Genomic DNA, 14797 nt, shown 5'->3' on the forward strand with positions numbered 1-14797 from the left:
GAAACCGATGATCCCAGGCGAATATCAAATTAAACCCGGCCAGATCGCCCTTAACGTTGGGCGCAAAACCCAGCGCACGATCGTCGAAAATCACGGCGATCGACCGATTCAGGTGGGATCGCATTACCACTTTTACGAAGTGAATCCGGCGCTGAAATTCGATCGCGAATCCACAAAAGGCTATCGCCTTAACATTCCTGCAGGCACTGCGGTGCGCTTCGAACCGGGGCAAAAGCGCGAAGTGACGCTGGTACAGGTCGCCGGGGCGCAGCGCATTTTCGGTTTTCGCGGGGAAGTGATGGGCGAACTGGAGGACCACAATGGCTGAGATTTCGCGTCAGGCGTATGCCGATATGTTTGGCCCTACCACGGGCGATAAAGTGCGACTGGCCGACACCGAGCTGTGGATCGAGGTGGAAAACGATCTCACGATTTACGGCGAAGAGGTGAAATTTGGTGGCGGGAAAGTGATCCGCGACGGCATGGGCCAGGGGCAGATGACGGCGCAGGCGTGCGTGGATCTGGTGCTGACCAACGCGCTGATCGTCGATCACTGGGGGATCGTGAAGGCGGATATCGGCATCAAAGATGGCCGGATCTTCGCCATCGGCAAAGCCGGGAACCCGGATATCCAGCCCGGCGTGACGATCCCGATTGGCGCGGCGACAGAAGTGATCGCCGCCGAAGGTAAGATCGTCACCGCCGGCGGGATCGACACCCACATTCACTGGATCTGTCCGCAGCAGGCGGAAGAGGCGCTGGTCTCCGGCGTCACCACCATGATCGGCGGCGGAACCGGCCCCGCGGCAGGCACCAACGCCACCACCTGTACGCCGGGGCCGTGGTATATCGCGCGGATGTTACAGGCCGCCGATACCCTGCCGGTGAATATCGGCCTGCTGGGCAAAGGCAACGCATCTAATCCTGACGCCCTACGCGAACAGGTTGCAGCGGGCGCTATCGGGCTGAAAATCCACGAAGACTGGGGCTCGACGCCTGCGGCGATCAACTGCTCGCTGGAGGTTGCCGAAGAGATGGACATTCAGGTGGCGCTGCACAGCGACACGCTGAACGAAGGGGGCTTTGTCGAAGATACGCTGGCGGCGATTGGCGGGCGAACCATTCACACCTTCCATACCGAAGGGGCGGGCGGCGGCCATGCGCCGGATATTATTACCGCCTGCGCGCATCCGAATATTTTGCCCTCCTCCACCAATCCGACGCTGCCGTACACGGTCAACACCATCGATGAGCACCTCGATATGCTGATGGTTTGCCATCACCTCGACCCGGATATCGCCGAGGACGTGGCTTTTGCCGAATCACGCATCCGCCGGGAAACCATAGCCGCCGAAGATGTGTTGCACGATATCGGCGCTTTCTCGCTGACCTCGTCAGACTCCCAGGCAATGGGCCGCGTGGGCGAAGTGATTATCCGGACCTGGCAGGTGGCGCACCGCATGAAAGTGCAGCGCGGGCCGCTGGCGGAAGAGTCCGGGGAGAACGACAACTTCCGCGTCAAACGCTATGTCGCCAAGTACACCATTAACCCGGCACTGACCCATGGGATCGCCCACGAGGTCGGTTCGATTGAAGCGGGAAAACTGGCGGATCTGGTGGTCTGGTCACCCGCGTTCTTTGGCGTTAAACCCGCCACCATCGTTAAAGGGGGAATGATCGCCTGTGCGCCGATGGGGGATATCAACGCATCAATTCCCACGCCGCAACCGGTGCACTATCGTCCGATGTTTGGCTCGCTGGGCGCCGCACGCCACGCCACGCGGCTGACGTTTGTCTCCCAGGCCGCAGCAACCGGCGGCATCCCGCAGCAGCTTAACTTACAAAGCGCCATCGCCGTGGTGAATGGCTGCCGGACGGTGAAAAAGGCCGACATGATCCACAACAGCCTGCAGCCGAATATCACCGTGGATGCGCAAACCTACGAGGTACGCGTGGATGGTGAACTGATAACCAGCGAACCGGCAGACGTCCTGCCGATGGCGCAACGCTATTTCCTGTTCTGAGGAGAGATGATGATCTACTTAACCCAACGCCTTGATCACCCGCACCCGGTCACCGCGAGCGTCACGCTGCCGATTGATGTGCGGGTGAAAAGCCGCGCCCGCGTGGAGCTGAACGACGGGCGTGAAGCGGGGCTGATGCTGCCACGCGGGCTGCTGCTGCGAGGCGGCGATCTGCTCACCACCGACGACGGTCTGGAAGTGATCGAAGTGATTGCCGCGCCGGAGTCGGTGTCGGTAGTGCGCTGCGCCGATCCCTATCTGCTCGCGCGCGCCTGTTATCACCTCGGCAACCGCCACGTTCCGCTGCAAATCATGCCCGGCGAGTTGCGCTACCACCACGATCACGTGCTCGATGACATGTTGCGCCAGTTTGATCTGGACGTGACCTTTGCTCATCTGCCGTTTGAACCGGAAGCCGGGGCCTATGCCAGCGAAACCCACGGTCATGCGCATGCACATTCCCATTAAGGTGCCCTGAAGGAATGGAGCACAACCGCCAGCAGTTACGCCTGATGCAGCTCTCCAGCAGCAGTCTGCCGGTCGGCTCTTTCACCTGGTCCCAGGGGCTGGAGTGGGCGGTGGAAGCGGGCTGGATTTCCACCGCGGCTGAGTTCAGGCAGTGGCAAATTCAGCAGATGGAGCGAAGTTTTTTGTGCGTCGATTTGCCGCTGTTTATCCGCCTGTACCGCGCCTGTGAGCAGAACGACATTGCCGCCGCAAAACGCTGGACGGCGTATCTGCTCGCCTGCCGCGAAACGCGTGAGCTGCGTGAGGAAGAGCGCAATCGCGGCGCGGCCTTTACCCGGCTGATTAAGAGCTGGGAGCCGGATTGCCCGCCCGAGTGGTTACCGTTGTTTTCCAGCAGCCAGCTATGCGGCATGGCGTGGCTCGGTGTACGCTGGGACATTGACGTCCAGGCGTTAGCGTTGAGCCTTGGCTACAGCTGGATGGAGAGCGCCGTCATGGCGGGCGTAAAACTGGTGCCGTTCGGACAGCAGGCCGCGCAGCAGTTAATTATCGAATTGAGCGACCATTTTGCTGCAAAGCTCGGTCAGGCGTGGGAGCGCAGCGATGACGAACTGGGTGCGGCGACGCCGCTCTCGGCCATCGCCTCTGCGCGTCACGAAACACAATATTCACGGTTATTCCGATCCTGAGGATTATTTATGGCTGAATACAAACATCCCCTGCGCGTGGGCGTGGGTGGCCCGGTCGGGTCGGGTAAAACCGCTCTGCTGGAATCCCTGTGCAAAGCGATGCGCGACACCTACCAGCTCGCCGTTGTGACTAACGATATCTACACCAAAGAGGATCAGCGCATCCTGACGGAAGCCGGGGCGCTGGAGCCGGATCGCATTGTCGGCGTGGAGACTGGCGGCTGCCCGCATACCGCGATCCGCGAGGATGCCTCCATGAACCTCGCCGCCGTCGAGGCCTTGAGCGAGAAGTTTGGCAATCTGGATCTGATTTTTGTTGAAAGCGGCGGCGATAACCTGAGCGCCACCTTTAGCCCGGAGCTGGCGGACCTGACGATCTATGTGATTGACGTTGCCGAGGGGGAAAAGATCCCGCGCAAGGGGGGGCCGGGGATCACCAAATCAGATTTCCTGGTGATCAATAAAACGGATCTGGCGCCGTACGTCGGGGCGTCTCTTGAGGTGATGGAGCGCGACACAAACCGGATGCGCGGTGAACGCCCGTGGACCTTTACCAACCTGAAAGCCGGCGACGGATTAGCGAAGATTATAGATTTTTTGGAAGTGAAAGGGATGCTGAAGGTATAAGCGGGATCCTCAACCGATGCAGGCCGCACATTTTCAGGCCCGGTGAGCGTTGCGCCACCGGGCAAGACAGACACTTACGCCGCAGGCAGCTCAGCCAGCGGCCAGCGTGGGCGCACAGAAACGCTCAAATCCGCCGTCGCGCCTGCTTTCGCACGCACCATGCCCGCATATGCGATCATCGCGCCATTGTCGGTGCAAAATTCCGGACGTGCATAAAACACTTCGCCGCGACGTTTTTGCATCATCTCCGCCAGCTTCGCGCGCAGCGTACGGTTAGCGCTCACGCCCCCCGCCATCACCAGGCGCTTAAAGCCGGTCTGATCCAGCGCGCGTTTGCACTTGATCATCAGGGTATCCACCACCGCATCCTCGAAGGCGCGAGCGATGTCAGCGCGAGTCTGATCGTCATTTTCATTGTTGCGAATGGTATTCGCCGCAAACGTTTTCAGGCCTGAGAAGCTGAAGTCCAGCCCTGGGCGGTCGGTCATTGGACGCGGGAAAACAAAACGTTTTTCAACGCCCTGAGACGCCAGTTTCGACAACATGGGGCCACCCGGATAATCCAGGCCCAGCAGTTTGGCGGTTTTATCGAAAGCTTCACCGGCGGCGTCATCAATGGACTCGCCCAGCAGTTCGTACTCGCCAATACCGGTCACGCTGATCAACTGGGTATGACCGCCGGAGACCAGCAGCGCCACAAACGGAAACTCTGGCGGATTCTCTTCCAGCATCGGTGCCAGAAGGTGCCCTTCCATGTGGTGAACCGCAATCGCCGGAACATCCCACGCAAACGCCAGCGAACGCCCTACGGTGGCGCCAACCAGCAGCGCACCGACCAGACCCGGGCCTGCAGTATAGGCAACCGCATCGATATCTTTTGGGGTCAAACCGGACTCTTTCAGCGCCGCCTGAATCAGGGGAACCGTTTTACGCACGTGGTCGCGCGACGCCAGCTCCGGCACCACTCCGCCGTAATCAGCGTGTAATTTCACCTGACTATACAGTTGGTTGGCTAACAGACCTTTTTCGTCGTCGTAAATAGCGATGCCGGTTTCATCGCAGGATGTTTCAATACCCAGTACACGCATGGCTTAATTTACCTCTTTTCTGTACCGCGCAGTGTAGGGCGAATGCGGGTCGATGTATACCCTGAGGGGTGAGTTCGTGTATACTCTTACCCCTTACAAAAGTCCCGTTCAAAAACGGCATTGGTGCTTTACAAAGCAGCATGAGTTGCAGTAAAATTCCGCACCATTTTGAAATAAGCTGGCGCCGATGCCAGCGGCAAACCGAATTTATCAAAGGTGAGAGTTACATGCCGGTAATTAAAGTACGTGAAAACGAGCCGTTCGACGTAGCACTGCGTCGCTTCAAGCGTTCATGCGAGAAAGCAGGTGTTCTGGCGGAAGTTCGTCGTCGTGAGTTCTATGAAAAACCGACTACCGAACGTAAACGCGCTAAAGCTTCTGCTGTGAAACGTCACGCGAAGAAACTGGCTCGCGAAAACGCACGCCGTACTCGTCTGTACTAATCTGTTGAGGGCACACGCCCTCAATGGTCAGACTGAGTTATAGTCGTAAGGCCGTGCTTCCGGAAGGAATGCGCGGCTTATTTTCGTTTATGCGTTAGCAAATACACAAAATCATTCAAGACGCATCACGGCGGCAAGGGAGTGAATCCTCAGCGCTTACATCAGTAAGTGACAGGGTGAACGAGCGCAGCCAACGCAGAAGCAGCTTGAGGGATAAGGTGTAATTTTACGGGGCCTATGGCTGGACGAATTCCACGCGTATTTATCAATGACCTGCTGGCCAGAACCGATATCGTCGATCTTATCGACGCGCGGGTAAAGCTCAAAAAGCAGGGCAAGAACTACCATGCGTGCTGTCCGTTCCATAACGAAAAAACCCCCTCTTTCACCGTAAACGGTGAAAAACAGTTTTACCACTGCTTTGGCTGTGGCGCCCACGGGAATGCTGTCGATTTCCTGATGAACTACGACAAGCTCGAGTTCGTGGAAACCGTCGAAGAACTGGCGGCGATGCACAACCTTGAAGTGCCTTACGAAGCAGGCAGCGGTCCGAGTCAGATAGAACGCCATCAACGACAAACGCTTTACCAACTGATGGACGGTCTGAATTCGTTTTACCAACAGTCTCTTAAGCAACATGCAGCTGAACCTGCGCGTCAGTATCTGACACAGCGCGGATTGAGCGACGATGTGATTGCGCGTTTCGCTATTGGTTACGCCCCGCCCGGCTGGGACAACGTGTTAAAGCGTTTTGGTGGCAATAGCGAAGATCGTAAATCTCTGATCGATGCCGGCATGCTGGTAACAAACGATCAGGGACGAAGCTATGACCGTTTCCGCGAGCGGGTGATGTTCCCCATTCGCGACAAACGAGGCCGGGTAATTGGTTTTGGTGGACGCGTGCTGGGTGACGGCATGCCGAAATACCTCAACTCCCCGGAAACCGATATTTTCCACAAAGGTCGCCAGCTGTATGGCCTTTATGAAGCCCAGCAGGATAACGCTGAACCCCGGCGTTTACTGGTGGTCGAAGGCTATATGGACGTGGTCGCGCTGGCGCAGTACGACATCAACTACGCGGTTGCGTCGTTGGGAACGTCCACCACCGCCGACCACATTCAGCTCCTGTTTCGGGCGACGAATAACGTCATCTGTTGTTATGACGGTGACCGTGCCGGACGCGATGCCGCCTGGCGTGCGCTGGAAACTGCACTACCTTATATGACCGACGGGCGCCAGCTGCGCTTTATGTTCCTGCCCGACGGTGAAGACCCGGATACGCTGGTGCGTAAAGAGGGCAAAGCGGCGTTTGAAGCGCGGATGGAGCAGGCTCAGCCACTCTCCACGTTTCTGTTTAACAGCCTGATGCCGCAGGTGGATTTGAGCACACCAGACGGACGCGCCCAGCTGAGCACGCTGGCACTGCCGCTGATTTCTCAGGTTCCGGGCGAAACGTTGCGCATTTACCTGCGCCAGGAGCTCGGCAACAAGCTCGGCATTCTGGATGACAGTCAGCTTGAACGTTTAATGCCTAAACTGGCTGAAAGCGGTGCGGTTCGCCCCGCGCCACAGCTAAAACGCACAACCATGCGTATACTGATAGGGTTACTGGTGCAAAACCCTGAGCTGGCGCCGCAAGTGCCGCCGCTCGCGGGGTTGAACCATGAAAAGCTGCCAGGACTTGGCTTATTTTCAGAACTGGTCAACACGTGTCTGTCGCAACCAGGTCTGACTACCGGCCAACTGTTAGAGCACTATCGCGGCACAAAAGAGGCCGCCACCCTTGAAAAACTGTCGATGTGGGACGATATAGCTGATAAGGACATTGCAGAAAAAACGTTCACCGACTCACTCAACCATATGTTTGATTCGATGCTTGAACTGCGCCAGGAAGAGCTGATTGCTCGCGAGCGTACACATGGCTTAAGCAGCGAAGAGCGCCGGGAACTCTGGATGTTAAATCAGGAACTGGCGAAGAAATAAACTGAACAAAAACCGTTCACGTTGTATCAAAGCAGAGACAACGTGAAGGATGCAGCATTTAACGGCTTAAGTGCCGAATATCGATCGGGAAGCCCCCGGCAGCCGCACTGAGAGGCAGCGGCAAAAATATAAGTACGCCCTCGCTTCAAAGGTTGGCAGCGACACCGCCGACACCAATTAAACGAATTAAGTGTGGATACCGTCTTATGGAGCAAAACCCGCAGTCACAGCTGAAACTTCTTGTCCAACGTGGTAAGGAGCAAGGCTATCTGACCTATGCCGAGGTCAATGACCATCTGCCGGAAGATATCGTCGATTCAGATCAAATCGAAGACATCATCCAAATGATCAACGACATGGGCATTCAGGTGATGGAAGAAGCACCGGATGCCGATGATCTGTTGCTGGCTGAAAACTCCAACAACACCGACGAAGATGCAGAAGAAGCCGCTGCACAGGTGTTGTCCAGCGTTGAGTCTGAAATCGGGCGTACCACTGACCCGGTGCGCATGTACATGCGCGAAATGGGCACCGTTGAACTGTTGACCCGCGAAGGCGAAATCGACATCGCGAAACGCATCGAAGATGGGATCAACCAGGTTCAGTGCTCCGTTGCCGAATACCCTGAAGCGATCACCTATCTGCTTGAGCAGTACGATCGCGTCGAAGCCGAAGAAGCGCGTCTTTCTGACCTGATCACCGGTTTTGTCGATCCGAATGCTGAAGAAGATCTGGCGCCAACCGCGACTCACGTCGGTTCTGAACTGTCTCAGGAAGAGATGGATGATGACGAAGACGAAGAGGAAGAAGACGGCGACGATGACAGCAGCGATGACGACAACAGCATCGATCCTGAGCTGGCGCGCGAGAAGTTTGGCGAACTGCGTACCCAGTACGAACTGGCTCGCGACACCATCAAAGCCAAAGGCCGGAGCCATGCCGCCGCTCAGGCCGAGATTCAGAAACTGTCTGAAGTTTTCAAACAGTTCCGCCTGGTGCCGAAACAGTTCGACTACCTGGTGAACAGCATGCGCGTCATGATGGACCGCGTTCGTACTCAAGAACGTATCATCATGAAGCTGTGCGTTGAACAGTGCAAAATGCCGAAAAAGAACTTCATCACTCTGTTCACCGGCAATGAAACCAGCGAAACCTGGTTCAACGCGGCTATCGCGATGAACAAACCCTGGTCTGAAAAACTGCACGACGTGGCTGATGATGTTCAGCGCGGCCTGCAGAAATTGCGTCAAATCGAAGAAGAGACCGGCCTGACTATCGAGCAGGTTAAAGATATCAACCGTCGTATGTCCATCGGCGAAGCGAAAGCCCGCCGTGCGAAAAAAGAGATGGTTGAAGCTAACTTACGTCTGGTTATTTCTATCGCGAAAAAATACACCAACCGTGGTCTGCAGTTCCTGGATCTGATCCAGGAAGGTAACATCGGTCTGATGAAAGCGGTTGATAAGTTTGAATATCGTCGCGGTTACAAATTCTCCACCTACGCAACCTGGTGGATCCGTCAGGCGATCACCCGCTCTATCGCGGATCAGGCGCGCACCATCCGTATCCCGGTGCATATGATTGAGACGATCAACAAACTCAATCGTATCTCCCGTCAGATGCTGCAAGAGATGGGCCGCGAGCCGACGCCAGAAGAGCTGGCTGAGCGCATGCTGATGCCAGAAGACAAGATCCGTAAAGTGCTGAAAATTGCCAAAGAGCCTATCTCCATGGAAACGCCAATCGGCGACGATGAAGATTCGCATCTGGGTGATTTCATCGAGGATACCACCCTCGAGCTGCCGCTGGACTCTGCGACTACCGAGAGCCTGCGTGCTGCCACTCACGACGTTCTGGCGGGCCTCACCGCGCGTGAAGCGAAAGTCCTGCGTATGCGTTTCGGTATCGATATGAATACCGACCACACGCTGGAAGAAGTGGGTAAACAGTTCGACGTTACCCGCGAACGTATTCGTCAGATCGAAGCGAAGGCCCTGCGCAAATTGCGCCACCCGAGCCGTTCTGAAGTTCTGCGTAGCTTCCTCGACGATTAATCGGCCCTGAAAAGTAAAAAGCTCCCAACCGGGAGCTTTTTTTTCATCTTTTTCAGCACAGCAGAACCACAAGCCCTTACCGCCCTCGCACCATCAACGCCTCATCGAGTTCGCGATAGGCTTCGACCAGCTTGTCGAGCGTCGCCCTGTTCAGCCCACTCGGATTTGGCAGCACCCACACCTGCGTCATGCCAATCGTAATCCTCTGTTTTCCCCACTGCGCCCCGCGCTGGCTAAAGGCCTGCTCATACGCCTGCTTGCCAAGGATCGCAAGCGCCGAAGGCTGGTAATCTTCTATTTTCTTCACCAGTTCCCGCCCGCCGCTACGCAGCTCATGCAGATTCACCTCTGTAGCCTGAACTGTCGGGCGCTCCACCAGCATGGTAATCCCGCAGCGAGTATCCAGCAGATGCTGCTCCTCTTCAGGCTTCAGCAGCCGATCGGTGAATCCTGCCTGATGAATGACCTTCCAGAAACGATTTCCTGGATGGGCGAAGTGAAAACCCGTATGGGCGGAAGACTTGCCTGGGTTGATCCCGCAGAACACCACCCGCAGCCCCGGTGCCAGAATATCGTTGATCATCTCACTCCCCGATGAATGTATCTTGTAGTTAGTATAAAGGATTGATAATGCGTTGTTTATAAAAACAGCAGGCAGGAGGGAATGGCTGGATTGCAGCAGGGAGTTACTTTATAATTCACCGCCACGGCCCCTTAGCTCAGTGGTTAGAGCAGGCGACTCATAATCGCTTGGTCGCTGGTTCAAGTCCAGCAGGGGCCACCAAATTTTAGCATTAGATACATACACTTAGGCCACTCTCGCGAGTGGCCTTTTTGTTGCCTAAGATATTGATGGCGATGAAATGGCGGTGGACTTCTTACCGCCATTTTCTTTAAGGCATAAAAAACCCGCTCGCGGCGGGTTAGTTTAAAGGGGGATAACAGGCGCTAGCCTTTGAGTGCGGATCGCGACACTTTAGGGGTGACTCCACCAGTGGTAACAATAAATCGCTCTACCGATTCCATCGTCACGAAAGTGCAACTGCAATTGATGTTTGTGCACTGATGATAACGTTCTTTGGTATTCTCGCTAAGGTATCGACTCGTACGGGCATGTGCCGCTTGCTTACACTCAGGACAATGAAACATAACTGGCTCCGCAAATTCACTAAAAGTGAATTTATAATACCCAATAAATCACTAAATGGGTATTTTTTTATCCCTTCCCTTCTTCTGTGACATATTCAATATCTGAGGATTTCACTTGCAGCTCAAGCGTCGAAGTGAAACCGCTGCTATTAAGACGATGCACTACCCGGCTGATTACCCATGCTTGATTATCTATGACGTTCTTGAATCCTCTGACTGTAACAGGTATTTCAGGAAACAGATCTGCACGGCCAATTGCGAGCGTGATAGAAAACTCAGCTGCACCACGCTGTATCTCTTCCCATTTGGCCTGCGCCGCACGGATGGCCTGCGCTTTGCTAGCGAAAATGGTCGTTAACTCCAGAACATTTTCCGGTTCTCCAGCCATGTATTCACCGTTTCGTGCGCCCTGATTCCCGCTCGGCTTGCTCGCTGACGGTGTCATAGTGGCATCCGGATGTTGCCAGGAATGTAGATCCTGCTCTTTCGACACACGTTTGAGATTAACGTTTTGGTTTTGCTGACTCGGGTCTTTGGTTTGCAGCCATTTGGCTGTAACACCGCTATACGCCCCCCGATCGGCAATAGTAAATTGATGGCTGTCTCCATCGCCACGTTCTATGACCCTTTGCGGGAAGGGTTTATTACTTGCATTCATCGCACTCCCCTTTTTCAGGAAAAGGAGTTTTCCGGCCTTTACGGAGACAACCGCACCATTTCGCTCGGCCAGCCGCGACAAGAATACAGCATCAGACTCCTGCGTCTGATCGATATGGGGCACCTCAACAGGTACCAAACTCTCGGCTATCCTGGCTATGAGCTTATTCCGCTGAGCAATGGTGTCGACAATCGTCCCAAGCGTTGTATCATGCCAGGACTGCTCGCGACGCGAGTTGAGCGATCCTCGAAAATCAGCACTGCGTGCACGAATGGTGAGAACGTCTGGAGCACCTCGATAAGCGATTTCGTCTACGATAAAACTCCCCTTTCCCAGCAATGCCGATCCCTGCCAGCCTAACCACAAACTCAAAGAAGCACCGCGCGGTGGTAACTCAACCAACCCGTCAGAATCATCAAGCTCTATATCAAGCTGGTCAGCTTCAAATCCATTATTATCAGTCATTGTCAGACTGATGAGCCGCTCTCTGAAAACCTCAGTAATATCATCCTTACCGAAAGCGAGCATAAAATCGGGAGCAATGCATGCACCTGCCTGGAGAGTCATTCCCGTTATCATCCCACCAGTCCTCCCGCCCAGCTACCCACTGATGACACCAGGGTTTCGGCTTGTGCTTTTAAATCGCCATACATAACAACCAGGGATTCATCGACTCTCTTTAAAGTCAGGTTAAACTCGATTTTTCTGGCAGACCCATCACTGTAAAGATCCGTATGAGTATGTGTTACCTTTTCAACCACATACATGCCGTGAATCATTCCACTACCGTCGATCAGTGGCCATGCACGTCCCTCGTTGGCCATCAATTCGATCGCCAAAAGCGATAATTTACCGCCAGTAATTTCTGGGTAGAGCGTACCGGAGAGTATGCGTGTGGTTTCTCCCTCACCAAGAAATTGATACGCAGGTGACTTGCCGATGCGGTTATTTGATGCCCATCGATAATCTTTTGTATATTGCATCGACTGATACGGTAGCGTTCGGCGCTCAAACACAAATAAACCTAATACCATTAACACTGTCTAAATCTCCTCAGTCATGCGAAAAGCTTGAGCGCTGATATGAACGCTCTTGACGAGCGAGGTTATCAACGGCTTCTCTGAGCCGACGGTCTAAATCACTGTTCGGCAGAACATCACCTTGCAGAGTGATGCTGTACTCTCGCTTACTGTTGTCGACAAAAGATCGCCCAGCGGGAGCAGATAGCGGCTGATAAAGCGGATAGCCGCTTAATGTGGATGTCGGCGGAATATAGGTTCCGTCAGGCGTCACGGCCGTGGTTTTCACCTTAGCCTCGGTATCTTCAAGTTGGCCGGACTCTTTTTTGATAATGCCGAGTTTGTCCAATAACCAGCTTGCTTTACTGCTCAGGCTGTTAAAGATATTAAGTGGCGCCATGAGCGCATTGGCCAGTGCCTGGCCAAACATTACCCCCACATTCTTACAGCGTTCGAGCGTTTCTTGTGTCGCCTTTACGGGTTCAAGCAGATCAGTGAACCACTGCCAGATGCTGCCGAGCTTCTCAACGAGAAAATCAAATGCCGGCGCAAGCGGGGAAAAAATTTCTGCCAGCGGAGCAAAAGCGGTACCAAGTCCCTCAATAACGCCGCCAAAGAATGCACTGAGTGGTTCCCAATATTTACGGATCAGCAGGGCTCCACCGACAATCGCCGCCACAACAGCTATAACTGGCCACGTGATGGCCCCAAGAGCTGAGGCGATAGCGCCGCCGGTTAGAGTAAATACTGTCCCCAGCATGCTTGCTGCAGCAATAATGACATTCACCCCGGCAATCAAAGGCCATACGATTTGCCCGACACCTCCCAGCACGCCGACCAGCGCCAGCGTACTCGTGGCAACGTTCAATAGGGTTTGGGTCAGTTCGGGATTTGTCTGAACCCAGCTTGCGGCCATGCCAACCCAGGTGTTTGCCGAAGCCGTCAGACGCCTTAGGGCAGACTCTTCTTGCGCAAAAACATCAATTTTCAGACCATCCAGGGTCGACTGTAGTTTTACTAAATCTCCATCGAGATTATCGGACTTGATACTGGCGATGCGTGAAGTACTCCCTTTGGCAGCGAGCATTTGCTGACGTTTGTTGTCCAGAGTTCCATCACCGGCTGCGGCAACCAGTGCTCCTGCCCCCTTTACAGCCTCTTCACCGAACAGGCTTTTCAGGTATTCGGCCTGCTGAGCCATATCAAGTTTGTTTGTCTCAAAGGCGTGATAAATATCTTTAAATACCTTCTCGACCGGAAGCTTATTTCCGTTACCGTCGTGTGTGCTGACCCCCAGGGAATTGAGGGCAACAGGCGCCTGGCCTGTCATCGCATCCAGACGGCTCAAAATAGTGTTGATATTACTCCCGGCGCTGGCACCTTTAATATTGTGGTCTGCCAGGATGCCGAGCATCGCCGTTGTGTCTTCAAGACTTTCACCAGCCATTTCCGCACCTGGTGCAACGTTTTTCATCGCCGCAACCAAATCATCAAGACTCGTGCTCGATGAGTGGAGGCTTTGTGTCAAGACATCAGAAATGCGTTCGATCTCTGTTATCGGCAACTTAAACGCCGATTGCACCGTAGAAAGTGCGCCAACAGCATCGCTGGCTGCAAGACCATTAGCTTGCCTCATTGTCACTGTCGAGTCGGTTGCCATGAGAACGTCATTCGCATTGTAACCTGAGCTTGCGAGCACACCCTGTGTTTGAGCTACGTCGACTTGAGAGAGATATCCTTTAGAACCAATATCTTTAGCCTGCTGGCGAAGAGCAGCCATCGTTTCATCATTCTTATCAATACCGAGAGTCGACTGCGTATCCGACATCTGTTTGGTGAAAGCGACGCCCGGCGCAAAAAATTGAGACAGACCATGGAATCCAGCACTCGCCGTATTTATTCCCGCCGCCCCCGCATCACGTATGCCGAAGGCAAGCGTTTTACCGGACTCGTAGCGGCGCTTTATTGCATCGACTCTTTCCTGCTGCTGATTGACGCGGGAAAGAGCGTCACGCTGCATATTTAGCTGTTGCGTGGTCTGTCTAATCGTGACTTTCACACGCTGTGCATCAGCAGAGAGTGTACGTGTGTTAATGCCCGACTGAGAAAGCTCGGAACGCTGGCGCTGTAAGGACTGGCGCATACCGTTGTATTTACTCTGCAGCTCAGCTGCAGATTTTTTTGCAACATCCAGCGCCTGCGACTGTGCCAACGTGGGTGCTTCGATATTCTTAAACTGAATGGCCAGTGCTGCCGCCTCCTGCTTCGCTTTTGCAAGAGACCGCCCGGTTAGAGAAAGCTGAGCGCTGGCTTTCCTGAACCCATCAATACGGGCTGCCTGCACGTTGAGATCGCGCAGAGATTGCTCAGAATCACGGATGTCACCCGCAAGGGATTTGCTGGCAGTCCGGATAGCATTGAGCGGTCGGCTTGCGCGTCCAACGGCATTAAGCAGCGCCTCAAGTTTCACGTTATTGCTCATAGTGGTTTCCGCTTCGCTGTAGCGCCTTGTCGCGCCAGGTTATGAGTTCGGCCACGTCCAGAGGATACAGCTCGGATGGCGGCCAGTGAAAAATCACAGCAATATCCGCCATC

The 14797-nt window shown here is 54.5% G+C and carries 15 protein-coding genes and 1 tRNA gene; 9 read left to right on the forward strand and 7 right to left on the reverse strand.

The features are described from left to right. Window positions 1–7: 7 nt before the first annotated feature. The 5 genes from ACB496_RS18925 to ureG are packed head-to-tail and all read left to right on the forward strand — an operon-like array spanning window position 8 to window position 3808. Window positions 8–328, forward strand: coding sequence for an urease subunit beta (locus ACB496_RS18925; RefSeq protein WP_102104796.1), 321 nt, complete (start codon window positions 8–10; stop codon window positions 326–328). Then, on the forward strand, window positions 321–2024 hold the full coding sequence (ureC, locus tag ACB496_RS18930; RefSeq protein WP_371973263.1) for an urease subunit alpha: 1704 nt from the start codon (window positions 321–323) through the stop codon (window positions 2022–2024). The genes ACB496_RS18925 and ureC overlap by 8 nt, the downstream gene beginning before the upstream one ends. A 9-nt stretch (window positions 2025–2033) precedes the next feature. Beyond that, entirely contained in the window at window positions 2034–2492 is a 459-nt protein-coding gene (ureE, locus tag ACB496_RS18935) for an urease accessory protein UreE (protein ID WP_194512317.1), read from the forward strand. Window positions 2493–2506: 14 nt separating this feature from the next. Next, entirely contained in the window at window positions 2507–3181 is a 675-nt protein-coding gene (locus tag ACB496_RS18940) for an urease accessory protein UreF (RefSeq protein ID WP_371973264.1), read from the forward strand. 9 nt (window positions 3182–3190) lie between these two features. Then, on the forward strand, window positions 3191–3808 hold the full coding sequence (ureG, locus tag ACB496_RS18945; RefSeq protein ID WP_102104800.1) for an urease accessory protein UreG: 618 nt from the start codon (window positions 3191–3193) through the stop codon (window positions 3806–3808). A 74-nt stretch (window positions 3809–3882) separates the two neighbouring features. Here ureG and tsaD read toward each other — a convergent pair whose 3' ends face one another. After that, entirely contained in the window at window positions 3883–4896 is a 1014-nt protein-coding gene (gene tsaD / locus ACB496_RS18950) for a tRNA (adenosine(37)-N6)-threonylcarbamoyltransferase complex transferase subunit TsaD (RefSeq protein ID WP_100778874.1), read from the reverse strand. Window positions 4897–5123: 227 nt separating this feature from the next. On the opposite strand from tsaD, the gene rpsU reads away from it, so the two are divergent. The 3 genes from rpsU to rpoD all read left to right on the forward strand — a co-directional run bounded on the left by rpsU (window position 5124) and on the right by rpoD (window position 9376). Next, entirely contained in the window at window positions 5124–5339 is a 216-nt protein-coding gene (gene rpsU / locus ACB496_RS18955) for a 30S ribosomal protein S21 (protein ID WP_001144069.1), read from the forward strand. 237 nt (window positions 5340–5576) lie between these two features. Continuing rightward, a complete protein-coding gene (gene dnaG / locus ACB496_RS18960) occupies window positions 5577–7322 on the forward strand; it encodes a DNA primase (protein WP_100778873.1) in 1746 nt (581 codons plus the stop codon). 206 nt (window positions 7323–7528) lie between these two features. After that, window positions 7529–9376 (forward strand): RNA polymerase sigma factor RpoD, encoded by a 1848-nt coding sequence (gene rpoD / locus ACB496_RS18965; RefSeq protein ID WP_100778872.1) that lies wholly within the window; start codon window positions 7529–7531, stop codon window positions 9374–9376. A 76-nt stretch (window positions 9377–9452) separates the two neighbouring features. On the opposite strand, the gene mug is transcribed toward rpoD, so the two are convergent. Further along, window positions 9453–9959, reverse strand: a complete 507-nt coding sequence (mug, locus tag ACB496_RS18970; RefSeq protein ID WP_100778871.1) for a G/U mismatch-specific DNA glycosylase — start codon at window positions 9957–9959, stop codon at window positions 9453–9455. 125 nt (window positions 9960–10084) lie between these two features. Between mug and ACB496_RS18975 the strand changes: the two genes are divergently transcribed. Next, window positions 10085–10160, forward strand: a tRNA-Ile gene (locus tag ACB496_RS18975). Window positions 10161–10324: 164 nt separating this feature from the next. On the opposite strand, the gene ACB496_RS18980 is transcribed toward ACB496_RS18975, so the two are convergent. The 5 genes from ACB496_RS18980 to ACB496_RS19000 all read right to left on the reverse strand — a co-directional run bounded on the left by ACB496_RS18980 (window position 10325) and on the right by ACB496_RS19000 (window position 14796). Then, entirely contained in the window at window positions 10325–10525 is a 201-nt protein-coding gene (locus ACB496_RS18980) for an ogr/Delta-like zinc finger family protein (RefSeq protein WP_102104801.1), read from the reverse strand. Window positions 10526–10592: 67 nt separating this feature from the next. Then, window positions 10593–11762 carry a phage late control D family protein gene (locus ACB496_RS18985; protein WP_371973265.1) on the reverse strand — a complete coding sequence of 390 codons (1170 nt, stop codon included), beginning with the start codon at window positions 11760–11762 and terminating at the stop codon, window positions 10593–10595. Further along, window positions 11759–12223 carry a phage tail protein gene (locus ACB496_RS18990; protein WP_371973266.1) on the reverse strand — a complete coding sequence of 155 codons (465 nt, stop codon included), beginning with the start codon at window positions 12221–12223 and terminating at the stop codon, window positions 11759–11761. The genes ACB496_RS18985 and ACB496_RS18990 overlap by 4 nt, the downstream gene beginning before the upstream one ends. A 13-nt stretch (window positions 12224–12236) precedes the next feature. Continuing rightward, on the reverse strand, window positions 12237–14684 hold the full coding sequence (locus ACB496_RS18995; protein ID WP_371973267.1) for a phage tail tape measure protein: 2448 nt from the start codon (window positions 14682–14684) through the stop codon (window positions 12237–12239). Then, window positions 14674–14796, reverse strand: a complete 123-nt coding sequence (locus ACB496_RS19000) for a GpE family phage tail protein (protein ID WP_102104805.1) — start codon at window positions 14794–14796, stop codon at window positions 14674–14676. The genes ACB496_RS18995 and ACB496_RS19000 overlap by 11 nt, the downstream gene beginning before the upstream one ends. Window position 14797 lies beyond the last annotated feature (1 nt).

The organism is Lelliottia nimipressuralis (assembly GCF_041464075.1).
Lineage (GTDB): Bacteria > Pseudomonadota > Gammaproteobacteria > Enterobacterales > Enterobacteriaceae > Enterobacter > Enterobacter nimipressuralis.

Bases quoted from the DNA above. Each gene is read 5' to 3' on its own strand.
- ACB496_RS18925 (WP_102104796.1), top strand. From the start codon at position 8: ATGATCCCAGGCGAATATCAAATTAAACCCGGCCAGATCGCCCTTAAC.
- ureC (WP_371973263.1), top strand. From the start codon at position 321: ATGGCTGAGATTTCGCGTCAGGCGTATGCCGATATGTTTGGCCCTACC.
- ureE (WP_194512317.1), top strand. From the start codon at position 2,034: ATGATCTACTTAACCCAACGCCTTGATCACCCGCACCCGGTCACCGCG.
- ACB496_RS18940 (WP_371973264.1), top strand. From the start codon at position 2,507: ATGGAGCACAACCGCCAGCAGTTACGCCTGATGCAGCTCTCCAGCAGC.
- ureG (WP_102104800.1), top strand. From the start codon at position 3,191: ATGGCTGAATACAAACATCCCCTGCGCGTGGGCGTGGGTGGCCCGGTC.
- tsaD (WP_100778874.1), bottom strand. From the start codon at position 4,896: ATGCGTGTACTGGGTATTGAAACATCCTGCGATGAAACCGGCATCGCT.
- rpsU (WP_001144069.1), top strand. From the start codon at position 5,124: ATGCCGGTAATTAAAGTACGTGAAAACGAGCCGTTCGACGTAGCACTG.
- dnaG (WP_100778873.1), top strand. From the start codon at position 5,577: ATGGCTGGACGAATTCCACGCGTATTTATCAATGACCTGCTGGCCAGA.
- rpoD (WP_100778872.1), top strand. From the start codon at position 7,529: ATGGAGCAAAACCCGCAGTCACAGCTGAAACTTCTTGTCCAACGTGGT.
- mug (WP_100778871.1), bottom strand. From the start codon at position 9,959: ATGATCAACGATATTCTGGCACCGGGGCTGCGGGTGGTGTTCTGCGGG.
- ACB496_RS18980 (WP_102104801.1), bottom strand. From the start codon at position 10,525: ATGTTTCATTGTCCTGAGTGTAAGCAAGCGGCACATGCCCGTACGAGT.
- ACB496_RS18985 (WP_371973265.1), bottom strand. From the start codon at position 11,762: ATGATAACGGGAATGACTCTCCAGGCAGGTGCATGCATTGCTCCCGAT.
- ACB496_RS18995 (WP_371973267.1), bottom strand. From the start codon at position 14,684: ATGAGCAATAACGTGAAACTTGAGGCGCTGCTTAATGCCGTTGGACGC.
- ACB496_RS19000 (WP_102104805.1), bottom strand. From the start codon at position 14,796: ATGGCGGATATTGCTGTGATTTTTCACTGGCCGCCATCCGAGCTGTAT.